A 13110-nucleotide genomic window follows, 5' to 3' on the forward strand; every position below is an offset into this window, starting at 1 on the left:
CCTCGACACTCACCCCCTGCCCCCGCAACTTATCAGCATAAGCCTGCCCCTCATCAAGCAAAGGATCGAAGCCAGCCAACAACACAATCGCCGGCGCCACCCCGCGCAGATCCTCCGCCAACAACGGCGAAAAGCGCCAATCCAGATAGTCTTGCGGACTGCGAGCGTAATGCTGATAAAACCAGTCAAGCGTATCGTTCTCCAACAGATACCCCTCACTGAACAACAACCGCGAATCGTGCGTACGCGAAGCATCAGTAACCGGATAGCACAACAACTGCGCCTTCGGCGCGATAGCCACAGTATGCGGTTGCACCACCGCCTGAATCGCCAGCACCGTGGCCAGGGTCGCACCGGCACTATCACCGCCAAACGCCACCCGCGAGGTATCAAGGCCAAAGCTGACGGCATTTTCCGCCAGCCACGACAAAGCATCTTCGCCATCCTCCAGCGCCGTCGGAAAACGATGCTCCGGGGCCAGTCGATAACCCACCGACAACACCGCACACGGCGTGCGCTGGCAAAACTCGCGGCACACACCGTCGTGGGAATCGAGGCTGCCGACGACAAATCCGCCACCGTGGAAATACACCAGCACCGGCATCGACGTGCCGGCGCCGTTCGGCCGATACAGTCGCAACGCCAAAGGCGCGCCGTCCCGGGCCGCCGTGTCGATCGACGTCACCGACAGATCTTCAGGCGCAGCCCAGCGCAGTTGCGCGGTGGTCTGTTCAAAGGTGGCGCGGGCCTCGTTCGGAGTCATCTGGTGCATGGCCGGCAGGCCGGCGTCCTGGCTGTCTTGGGCCAGGTCGAGAAAGGCTTCCAGATCAGGGTGTAACGACATCGCTAGGATCCTTGTATCAGCAAAATAGGGGCGCGCCCTGGCAACGCCCCTTGGAAATGACTCACCGTTCGACGATCAGCCCACACGTACCATGCAGTGCTCGACCAACGCCTCCAGCTCACGCTGGTAATCGCTCATCAAGGCATCCAGGGTGCCGGCGCGATAACGCTGGCTGCTGTAGATGCAGCGCATGGCCAACTGACCGTCATAGACCTGGCCGACAATTTCCAGCCAGTTGCCCAGATTGGCCTTGAGGCTGTAGTTGTCACCGGTTTCTTCCAGCGCCGGCACCAGCAGGGCTTGCTCGTCGAAGCTCTGGTCGAACTGCCCCAGGTAGTTGAAGGTGACCCGCGCTTGCGGCAGCTCGGCCAATTGCCGCGACACCTCGGCGCCGGCCAGATGCCGCAGCACGCCATAGCCGATGCCTTTCTGCGGCACCGCTGCCAACTGTGCCTGCACATTGACGATCGACTGGCCGATGTCGTCGCTGTCCGGACGCAAGCGCACCGGGAACATGCTGGTGAACCAACCGAGGCTGCGGCTCAGGTCGATGGACTCGAACAGGTCTTCGCGACCATGCCCTTCGAGCAGAATCAGTGCCGACGGCTGTTGGCTCCAGCGGCACAGCGCACGGCTGAGCGCCGACAACAGCAAGTCGTTGATCTGCGTGCCGTACACCGCCGGGGCCTGTTTGAGCAGTTGTTCGGTGTGTTCGCGGGACAGTTTGAGCCGCGCCTGCGCCTGCTGACGCACGAGGTTTTTGCCGCGCGGGTTGTCGCACGGCAAGTCGACGCCCGGCTGATCCAGTTGCTCCAGCCAATACCCCAGTTCCTGCTCGGCAATCACCGGCGCCTGCGCCTGTAAGGCCTCGGCGAACGATCGGTAACTGCTGGTGCGAATCGGCAATTTCGGCTGCAACCCCTGCACGCACGCCTCGTACGCCACTTTCAAATCGTCGAGCAGAATCCGCCACGACACGGTGTCGACCACCAAGTGGTGAATCACCACCAGCAGGCGCGCCTGGCCATCCGGCAAGGTAACGTGCATCACCCGCCAGACCGGCCCGTCGTCGAGGTTCAGGCTGCGCTGGGCAAGGTTGGCCAAGGCTTCGACCTGCTCACTGTTTTCCGCCTCGCGGCGCCAGAGCAACGCTTCACCCTGTTCACTGAGGTCGCAGTAGCGCTGCAACCAGCGCCCGCCTTCGTGGGAGAAACGCAGGCGCAGCGAGTCGTGATGTTGCTCGATCCAGCCCAGTGCCTGTTCCAGTGCATCGAGGTCCAGCGGCTGACGCGCGCTCAGCAACAGCGACTGGTTGTAGTGATGCGCTTCGGCCATGCCTTCGGCAAAAAACCACTCCTGAATCGGCAAGAGATTGAACAAGCCCTCGGCGGCCACGTGCGTGACGTCCGCCTGCGGTGGTGCGGTGCCCTCCTTCGCCACTTCCTGCTCGATAATGCCGGCGATGGTCTGATAACGCATCAGGTCGCGCAGCTTGAGATCCATCTGCAACGTCGGGTGGTTTCTGACGCGGGAGATCACCTGCAGACTCAGAATCGAGTCGCCACCCAGTTCGAAGAAGTTATCGCTGATGCCCACCTGCTCGACCTGCAGCACCTGCGCCCAGATGTCCGCGAGCAGGCTTTCCTGCTCGTTGCGCGGGGCGACGTATTCTTCGGTTTTGAACTCGGGTTCCGGCAGCGCCTTGCGATCGAGTTTGCCGTTCGGCGTCACCGGGAAAGCCTCGAGGCAGACGATCTGCGCCGGCACCATGTATTCCGGCAACGAGGTGCGCAGGCCCGCCTTGAGTTCATCGCCGATGTCCTCGCCGCTCGCGGTGACCACGTAACCGATCAGTTGCTTGCCCGACGCATTGTCGCGAGCAATCACCAGCGCATCGCTGACCCCAGGCAATTGGCGCAGGCGGGCCTCGACTTCGCCGAGTTCGATACGGAAGCCGCGCACCTTGACCTGGTGGTCGATGCGGCCGACGTAATCGACTACCCCGTCGCCACGCAAACGCACCAGATCGCCGCTGCGATACAGGCGCTCGCCCGCCGCGAACGGGTTCGGCACGAACTGCTCGCCCGTCAGCTCGGGACGCCCGTGGTAACCCCGGGCCACGCCATAACCACCGATGTACAACTCACCGGCAAGGCCTGGCGGCAACGGGTTCAGATCCTCGTCCAGCACGTACAGCGAACGCGCGCCCACGGCTCGGCCGATCGGCGCATAGGCCGCTTCGCAGTGCTGGCTGACCGGGACTTTCCAGAGCATTGGCGTGACCACGGTTTCGGTCGGGCCATAGCCGTTGGTGAAGTACTCGGGACGCAGCGCTGCCTTGACCTGCTCAAAGGTCTGATCCGGCACCGCGTCACCGCCGAAGCAATAGATGCGCACCGGTGGCGGCGCGATGCCGCTGGCCGCCGCGTATTCGGCCAGTTGTTTGAGGTAGGCCGGCGGGAAGCAGGCAATGGTGATGCCGTACTCGTGCAGCGCCTGATAAGTCTGCTCTGGCGTCCACAGGCAACCGTCGCGAATCACCAGACGACCGCCGCTGTACAGGGTGCTCAGCCAGCGTTCATGGGCACCGTCGAAGGCGAACGACATAAAGTGCAGCTCGCAACTGCGGGCGTCCATTTCGTACAGCTCGGCAATCGCCTGACAGTGCATGCTCAGCGGGCCTTGCGTCACCGCGACGCCTTTTGGTCGCCCGGTCGAACCGGAGGTGTAGACCAGATACGCCAGGCTTTGCTCGTGAACGCGGCAGTCAGGTGCATAGTCGGCATAGCGGCTTTCGTCGAGGTGATCGACTTCCAGGCGCAGCAGGCCTTGCGGCGCCGGCAACGTGGCACGCAGGCTGCTTTGGGTCAGCAACAGCGCCATGCCCGAATCTTCGATCATGTACGCCAGACGCTCCGGCGGATACTCAATGTCCAGCGGCACGTAGGCGGCACCGCTCTTGAGCACGGCGAGGAAGCTCACCACCATCTCCAGCGACCGCGGCAAGGCCACGCCGATCACCACCTCCGGCCCCGCGCCGTGTTCGATCAGGCAATGCGCCAGACGGTTGGCACGCAGTTCGAGTTCGGCGTAGCTCAGGCTCATCCCGGCACATTGCAGAGCAATAGCCTGTGGCTGTTGTTGCGCGTGGCGGCTGATCAGTTCCGGCAACAGCGCCGCTTGATGACTGTGCACCGGTTCGGCGCTCCAGGCCTGCACGGCGTGCCATTGTTCGCTGCTCAGACGCTGCAGATTGCCGAGGCGTTCGTACGGCGCCGCCAGCATCGCGGCGAGGGTGTTTTCCATGGTCTGGCGAATACCGACCACCGCCTCGGCACTGAAGTGGCTGCGCAGGTACAGGTATTCGATCGACAACTCGTCGCCGAGCATCACCGCCAGGTCCATCGGCACGTTGGTCACGCCGTGGCCGATGGATTTGCCGAAGGTCAGGTCGGTGTCGTTTTCTTCCTGCAAGCGATCGTCGATCGGGAAGTTTTCGAACACCACGATGCTGTCGAACAGCGCCTGCCCACCGAGGTTGGACCAGCGCTGCACATCGGCCAGTGGCGCCTGGGAATAATCACGAATGTCGAGGTTGTAGGCCTGCACTTCGCCGAGCCAGTCGGCCAGGCGCTGATCCGCACGCGGCGTTTGAATGATCGGCAAGGTGTTGATGAACAGGCCGAGCATGTTGCCGACATTCGCCAGACCTTCCGGACGGCCCGACACCGTGGCGCCAAAAGTCACCGTCTGCTGTCCGGTGTAACGCTGCAACAGCAGCAACCATGCACCTTGAATCAAGGTGTTGGGGGTGATGCGCAGGTCGCGGCAGAACTGCAACAGATCCGCGGTTTGCGTTTTGTCCCAGTTGGAGTAGATCGCATCGTGACCGGCGACATCGGCGCTGTGGCGCGGATGCATCGCCTGGCTAAGCGCCGTCGGCTCGTTGACCTCCGCCAGACGCGCCTTCCAGAACAGCTCCTGAGCGTCTTGATCCTGCGCCTGCAGCCAGGCGATGAAGTCGCGGTAACGACCGTTCTCGCCGATGATTTCGCCCTTGGCGTAATACTGCAGGACTTCGCCGAACAGCCGCGAACTGCTCCAGCCGTCCATCAGAATGTGGTGGCTGGTCCAGATCATCTGGTACTGATCGTCGCTCAGGCGCAACAGGGTCACACGTTGCAAACGAGCGTCGGCCAGGTTGAAACCGAGCGCACGGTCAGCGCTGGCAAACTCGGCAATCAGTACTTCACTGGTTTCGCGCTCACGCCAGTCGAGCACCTGCATCTGCAACGGCGCATGACGATGCACCACCTGCAACGGTTTACTCAGGCCATCCTGCCAATGGAAACTGGTGCGCAGAATCGCCTGACGGACGATGACGAACTCCCACGCCTGGCGGAAGCGCTCCACGTCCAGGCCCGTGATCGGCAGGCTGACCTGTTGCACGTAAAGGCTGCTGCCGTTATCCGACAGCGTGTGGAAGAGCATGCCTTCCTGCATCGGCGACAGCGGGTAAACGTCTTCGATCATGTCCGCCGGCACCGGCAGCGCATCGAGTTGCGCCTGATCCAGTTGAGCCAGCGGATAATCCGCCGGCGCCTCGTCGGTCGACGAATCGAGCGTAACCACAGCGGCGAGTTTCTGCACGGTCTGCTGCTGGAACAGGTCTTTGGGGGTGAAACGGATCCCCTGCTGACGCGCACGGCTGACCAGTTGAATCGAGATGATCGAGTCGCCGCCCAGGGCAAAGTAGTTGTCGGTCACGCCGACGCGCTCAATCTTCAGAATGTCCTGCCAGACCTCGGCCAGTTGTTGCTCCAGCGGCGTCGACGGCGCCACGTAGTCGCGCTGCGACTGACTGGCATCCGGTGCCGGCAGGGCCTTGCGATCGAGTTTGCCGTTGGGGGTCAGCGGCAACTGTTCGAGAAACAGCCACTGCGCCGGCACCATGTAATCCGGCAGTTGCGTCTTCAGCGCAGTCTGTAGCGTTTCGCTCAGCGCGTCCTGCTCCTCAAGGCTCAGGCTGCTGTCGTTCGGCACCACATACGCCACCAGTTGCTGACCGCTCTGGCCATCCACCGCCAGCACCACGCCTTCGCGCACGCTGTCCTGCGCCAGCAGACGTGCTTCGATTTCACCCAGCTCGATGCGGAAACCGCGCACCTTGACCTGATGGTCGATACGCCCGACGTATTCGATGCGGCCGTCATCGCCGAAGCGGGTCAGGTCGCCGGTGCGGTACATGCGTTCGCCGGTGTTAGACAGCGGGTTGGGCACGAAGCGTTCGGCGGTCAGGCCCGGACGGAACAGGTAACCACGGGTGATGCCATCCCCGGCCAGATACAGCTCGGCCGCCACGCCAATCGGCGCCTCCTGCAACTGGCCGTCGAGCATATACGCCGTGGTGTTGACCAGCGGCCGGCCGATATTCGCCTGACCAGCGGATTCGCGGCGGGTCCAGGTCGAATAGGTGGTGTCTTCCGATGGCCCATACAGGTCGTAGACGTGAGCCACCGAGGTTTCGCGGTAGAGGGTATCGACCAGGCTCTGCTTCAACGGCTCGCCAGCGAGGTTGATGATGCGCACGCCTTGGGGAATCTGCCCGATGCGTTGCAGCGCAGCGATGGCCGACGGCACGGTGTTGATCAGGCGCACCTGATCGCGCTCCGGCAAGTCCGGCAGTTCCAGGGCGTTGCGCGCCATGACGAGCGAACCGCCGCGCGCGAGGGTGACGAAAATCTCCCACACCGACAGGTCGAAGCACACCGACGTCGAGGCCAGCACGCCTTGCAGATCGTCTTCGCTGTAGACCTCGGCGGACCAGTGAATCAGCGCCTGCACGTTGCGATGGGCAATGGCCACGCCTTTCGGTTTGCCGGTGGAGCCGGAGGTGTAGATCACGTAGGCCAGATTCGCCGAATCGCCCTGCGCCGGCAGATTGTCCGCAGGCTGCGCGGCAAACGCCTGTCCGCCCGCCTCGACCAGCACCACTTCGGCATCGGTCTGCGGCAATTGCGCCAGCAGCGACTGCTGCGTCAGCAAGACTTTTGCCTGACTGTCGTCGAGCATGTAGGCCACGCGGTCGGCCGGGTAGTCCGGATCCAGCGGCACATAGGTGCCACCAGCCTTGAGCACCGCCATCAACGCGATCACCAGTTCCGCCGAACGCGGCATCGCCACGCCCACGCGGATTTCCGGGCCGACCCCAAGCGCCAGCAGATGACGGGCCAACTGGTTGGCCCGTCGGTTGAGTTCGGCATAGCTCAGGGCGACGCCAGCATGACTCAGGGCCTGCGCTTGCGGATGCGCTGCGACCCGCGCTTCGAAGCTCTGCGCAATCAAGCGTTCAGCCGGATAGGCCGCGTGGTGGTCGTTCCACTGCGCCAGGGTCTGACGCTCGGCCAGCGGCAACAGGCCAATCTCACCCAGGCACCGCTGCGGCGCCTCAAGGAACTGGCGCAGCACTTCCTGCAGATGCGCAGCCAGGCCCAGCACGCTGCGCTCGGCGAAGTGTTCGGTGAGGTAGTTGAAGTCCAGATTCAACACGTCACTGGCCCCGGCGATAAGGGTCAGGCCGTAGTTGGTTTGCTCGCGGTGTTCCAGACCGGCGAAACGCAGCCCGCCCGGATTGGCTTCCAGTGCTTCGGACACCGGATAGTTCTCGAACACCAGCAAGGTGTCGAACAGTGCTTCGCCGCTCAGTTCGGCCAGACGCTGAATGTCTTGCAACGGGGTCTGCTCGTAGTCCCGCAGCAGCAGGTTCTTGTCCTGCACGCTGCGCACCCAGTCGCCGACGCTGACCGTCGCCTGCGGGCTGGCGATCACCGGCAAGGTGTTGATGAACAGCCCCAATTGCTGCTCAATGCCTGGCAAATCCACCGGCCGCCCCGACACGGTCGCGCCGAAGGCCACCGTGGCCTGCCCGGTGTAACGCTGCAACACCAACAGCCACGCAGCTTGCACCAGACTGTTCAGGGTCACTTGTTGCTGACGGGAGAAGGCATTCAGGCGCTGGGTGAACGCTGCATCGAAATGCAGGCGATGCATCTGTTTGCCGGGGCCCGGTACCGTCGCCCCGTGGCAGGCCGAAGCCAGTCGCGTCGGCTCGTGCAAAGCGGCCAGTTGTCCGCGCCAGAAAGCCTGGGCGGCGGCTTTGTCCTGACCTTGCAGCCAGACCAGGAAATCGCGGTAACGGCCCTGCGCGCCCGGCACCGGGTGGCCGGCGTAATCCTGCAACACCTCGCCGAACATCCGCGAGTTGCTCCAGCCATCCATGAGAATGTGGTGGCAGGTAAAAATCAGCCGATGGCGATCATCCGCCGTGCGCAACAGGCACAGGCGCAGCAACGGCGGATTCTGCAGATCGAAGCCGCGTTCGCGGTCAGCCTGCGCCCGCGCTTCGAGCACGGCAGGCAGATCCGCCACCCCGCGCACATCGACTTCCGGCATTTCCAGGGTCAACTGGCGATTGATCACTTGCAGCGGCGCATCAAGGCCATCGCGGCCCCAGATGAACCCGGCGCGCAGCACTTCATGACGATCTACCACGCGTTGCCACGCCTGCTGGAAGCGCGCCACGTCGAGGCCGTCGATGTCCAGCAGCATTTGATAGACATAGGCGCTGGCATCGGCGTCGTACAGGCTGTGGAACAGAATGCCCTGCTGCATCGGCGCCAGCGGATAGATGTCCTCGATGCGCTGGGCGGCGATCGGCAAGCTGTCCAGATGCGCCTGGGACAACCCGGCCAACGGCACATCGGACGGCGTCAAGGCACCGCTCGGATGGCTCAGGCAATGGTCGATCAACTCGCCCAGCGCCACTTCATAGGCGCGGGCCAAGGCATTGATGGTCGCCGCTTCGAAAACATCGCCGCTGTAGGTCCAGGTCAGGCTCAACTGGCCCTGATAGACCCGGCCGTCGATGGTCAGCCAGTTGGCCATCGGCGCGTTTTCGTCCTGGCCGGCGCCCTTGTCTTCAGTGGCCGGCACCCACAGGGCGTCGGCGTCGAAGTTGTTGTCGAACTGGCCAAGGTAGTTGAACGTCACCTTCGGTTGCGCCAGATCGCTCAGTGCAGCTTGCGCCTCGGCGCTGCCCAGATGCCGCAGCAAGCCGTAGCCGAGGCCTTTGTTCGGGATCGCGCGCAGTTGCTCCTTGATGCCTTTGATCGACGCTTCGAGACTGGCGCCGGGCATCAGACGTACCGGGAACATGCTGGTGAACCAGCCGACCGTGCGGCTCAGGTCGACGTCGTCGAACAGGTCTTCACGACCGTGACCTTCGAGCTGGACCAGCGCGCTGTCAGTGTTCGTCCACTGACACAACACCCGGGCCAGCGCCGTGAGCAGCAGATCGTTGACCTGGGTGCGGTAGACCGCCGGCGCCTGCTGCAACAGCTGACGGGTGCGTTCGGCGTCCAGACGCGTATCGACGCTGCGCTCGAACCGGTTGCTCAACTGGCCCTGCGGATTATCCAGCGGCAGTTCGACCGACACGTCGCGCAACTGGCCACGCCAGTAATCCAGCTCGCGTTCCAGTTCGCCACTGCGGGCATGCTCCTGCAGACGCTGGCCCCACGCCTTGAACGCACTGGTCTTGGCCGGCAGGCTGACAGCTTGTCCGCGGCTCAGCTGTTGATAGGCACTTTGCAGATCTTCCAGCAGGATCCGCCACGACACGCCATCGACCACCAGGTGATGGATCACCAGCAGCAGGCGCTGACTGGCGTCCGGCAACTCGACCAGCGCTGCGCGCATCAGCGGGCCGTCGTGCAGATCGAGGCTGCGTTGCAAGTCCAGGCACAGCGCCGGCAATGCCGCACTGTCGTCCAGCACAAAGGTGCGCAGCAAGGCGTGCGCCTGTTCCGCCGGCGCATGCGTTTGCTGCCAGCCATTGTCTGTCTGGCGATAACGCAGACGCAAAGCGTCATGGTGCCGCTGCAGATGCTGCAACGCCTGCTCCAGCGCTGCCGCTTGCAGCGCGTGGGCCGGGGTCAGCAGGATCGACTGGTTCCAGTGATGCCGCGCCGGGATGTCACTGTTGAAAAAGTAATGCTGGATCGGTGTCAGCAGCGCCTCACCGAGCACATCGCCCTGCTGCATCTGCACCGCGTCGCTCTGTCGCGCGACGGTGGCCAGACGCTGCACGGTCTGGTGCTGGAAGATGTCTTTGGGGGTGAAGCGAATACCCGCCTGACGGGCGCGGCTGACCACCTGAATGGAAATGATCGAATCACCACCGAGCTCGAAGAAGTTGTCGTTGAGACCAACCCGCTCGACCTTCAACACGTCCTGCCAGATCTCGGCCAGACGCTGTTCCAGTTCGTTGCGTGGTGCCGCGTAGGCTTCCTGCACCTGAGCAACGTCTGGCTGCGGCAGTTGCTTGCGATCCAGCTTGCCGTTAGCGGTCAGCGGCAGGCGCTCAAGGAACGCCCAACTGACCGGTACCATGTAATCCGGCAGGGCTTCACGCAGATGCGCCTTGATCGAATCGCGCAGCGCAGCCTGGCCTTCAGCGTCCAGCACTTCGTTGGCGACGATCCAGGTCGCCAGTTGCTGGCCGCTGAGGCCATCGACCGCGAGCACCACCGCTTCGCGCACGTCGGGGTGTTGGAGCAGTTGCGCTTCGATTTCCCCCAGTTCGATACGGAAGCCACGGATTTTCACTTGATGGTCGATACGGCCGATGTATTCGATCACACCGTCACCGCGCAGACGCGCCAGGTCGCCCGTGCGATAGAGACGCTCGCCCGCCTGCGGATTGAAGGGATCAGGAACGAATCGCGTCGCGGTCATGCCGGCCTGATTCAGGTAACCCCGGGCCAGACCGGCACCGGCGATGTACAACTCACCGATGCAGCCTTGCGGCACCAGGTTCAGCGTGTTGTCGAGCAAGTACCACGACAGGTCGACAATCGGCTCGCCGATGGGGCTGCTGTGGTTCTGCTGCAAGTCGGCCAGCGACAACGGCCGGTAGGTCACGTGCACGGTGGTTTCGGTGATGCCGTACATGTTGATCAGCGTTGGCGCGCGGTCGCCGAAGCGTTCGAACCACGGGCGCAGGCTCTGCACTTCCAGGGCCTCGCCGCCGAACACCACGTAGCGCAAGGCGTTGTTGCGCGACGACTCGCTGGCCACCTGCATCAATGGCTTGAACGCCGACGGTGTCTGGTTCAGCACGGTGACGTTTTCATCGCACAGCAGGGTGTAGAAATCCTCCGGGGAACGGCTGACATCGTGGGGCACCACCACCAGTTTGCCGCCGTAAAGCAGCGCACCGAAAATCTCCCACACCGAGAAGTCGAAGGCGTAGGAATGGAACAGCGTCCAGCTGTCCTGCGGACCAAAATCGAACCACTGTTCGGTGGCGCTGAACAAGCGCATGACGTTGCTGTGCGGCAGCAACGCGCCCTTCGGTTTGCCGGTGGAGCCGGAGGTGTAAATCACGTAGGCCAGATTGTCCGGCGTGGTCAGGCACCGCGGGTTGACGTCGTTGCCAGAGGCTGGCGCTTGATGCAGATCGAGGCACGCCAGGCCCGGCGGCACCGGCAATTGCGCCAGCAGGTGACCCTGGGTCAGCAGCAACTCGATGCCGCTGTCTTCGATCATGTAGGTCAGACGGTCGTCGGGATAGCCCGGGTCGAGCGGCACATACGCGCCACCGGCCTTCAGCACCGCGAGGATGGCCACGATCATGTCCAGCGAACGCTCGACGGCGACCCCCACGCGCACGTCCGGGCCTACGCCACGGGCGAGCAACGCATGCGCCCACTGGTTGGCGCGGTGATTGAGTTCGGCGTAGGTCAGGCATTGCCCGGCGAAGGTCACGGCGATCGCGTCAGGATGACGCTCGGCCTGCGCTTCGATGGCTTGATGGATGCACTGTTCGGGCGTTTGCTCGACCCGCACCGGGTTCCACTGCGCGAGCAACTGTTGCTGCTGGCCGGCATCGAGCATCGGTAGCTGGCCAATGCGCTGGTTCGGTTCGGCGACAATGGCCTGCAACAGCGCAGTCCAGTGTTGCGCCAGACGCTCGATGGTCGCCGCGTCGAACAGATCGGTGGCGTACTTGAGCACCGCTTCGATGCCGTGCGCCTGTTCGGTGGTGTTCAGGGTCAGGTCGAACTGCGCGGTCTGGCTCTGCCATTCCAGCGGCTCGATGTTCAAGCCGTTGAGGCGGGTTTCGACGCTCGCGCGGCGTTCGGCCTGGTGGTTGAACATCACCTGGAACAACGGGCTGTGACTGAGGCTGCGGCCCGGCTCCAGCGCTTCGACCAATTGCTCGAACGGCAAGTCCTGATGGGCCTGCGCTTCCTGCGCGGTCTGTTTCACCTGACGCAGCAATTCGACAAAGGGCATCTGCCCGTCAATGTCGGCCTTGAGCACCTGAGTGTTGACGAAGAAGCCGATCAGCCGCTCGATCTCGACCCGGCCTCGGTTGGCATTCGGCACGCCGACCCGGATGTCAGCCTGACCGCTGTAACGGTGCAACAAGGCCTGGAACGAAGCCAGCAAGACCACGAACAGGGTGACGTTCTCTTGTCGGGCGAAGGCTTTGAGCGCGTTGCTCAGCGCCGGGTCGAGAATCAGGTTGTGGCTGGCGCCGGCAAAGCTTTGCTCGATCGAGCGCGGACGATCCATCGGCAGTTCCAGCACCGGTTGCTCGCCGCCGAGCTTGTCTTGCCAGTAGGCCAGTTGCCGCGCCTGCTCACCGGCTTCCATCCACTGCCGTTGCCACAGGGCGTAGTCGGCATATTGAATCGGCAAGGCCGGCAGGCCGGCGTCGTGACCGAGGTTGAAGCCGGCATAGAGCTGCACCAGTTCCTCGATCATCACTTGAAGCGACCAGCCATCGGAGACGATGTGGTGCAGGGTCAGCACCAGCACATGCTCATTCGGGGTGACTTGCAGCAAGGCTGCGCGCAACAGCGGGCCGTGCTCCAGGTCGAAGGTTTGCTGGCTCTGGGTCTGCACGAACGCCAGGATCGAGGCATCCGGGTCGTTGGCCAGCTCAGCGCCCGGCTGATGGATCTCCAGTGCAAAGGGTCCTGCCGGCAGGACCACTTGCAACGGTTGCCCGGTTTCCTGAGTGAACACCGTGCGCAAGGTTTCGTGTCGTTCGATCAGCGCCTGGACGCTGCGCTCCAGCGCGCTGACATCCAGCGGGCCCTGCAAACGCAGGGCCGTCGGAATGTTGTAGGCGGCGCTGTGCGGCGCCCACTGCCAGAGAAACCACTGGCGCTGCTGAGCGTAGGACAGCAGCAACG

At 63.4% G+C, this 13110-nt stretch carries 2 protein-coding genes; both read right to left on the reverse strand.

Annotated elements, in window-relative coordinates:
• The coding region (locus DBR24_RS02900; protein ID WP_146188941.1) for an alpha/beta hydrolase at positions 1–844 on the reverse strand (844 nt) is incomplete at its 3' end.
• A gap of 75 nt (positions 845–919) precedes the next feature.
• Positions 920–13110 (reverse strand): non-ribosomal peptide synthase/polyketide synthase (locus DBR24_RS02905; RefSeq protein ID WP_371921222.1); only part of this gene is annotated, 12191 nt, incomplete at its 5' end.

The organism is Pseudomonas sp. HMWF006, assembly GCF_003061205.1.
Taxonomy (GTDB): domain Bacteria; phylum Pseudomonadota; class Gammaproteobacteria; order Pseudomonadales; family Pseudomonadaceae; genus Aquipseudomonas; species Aquipseudomonas monsensis.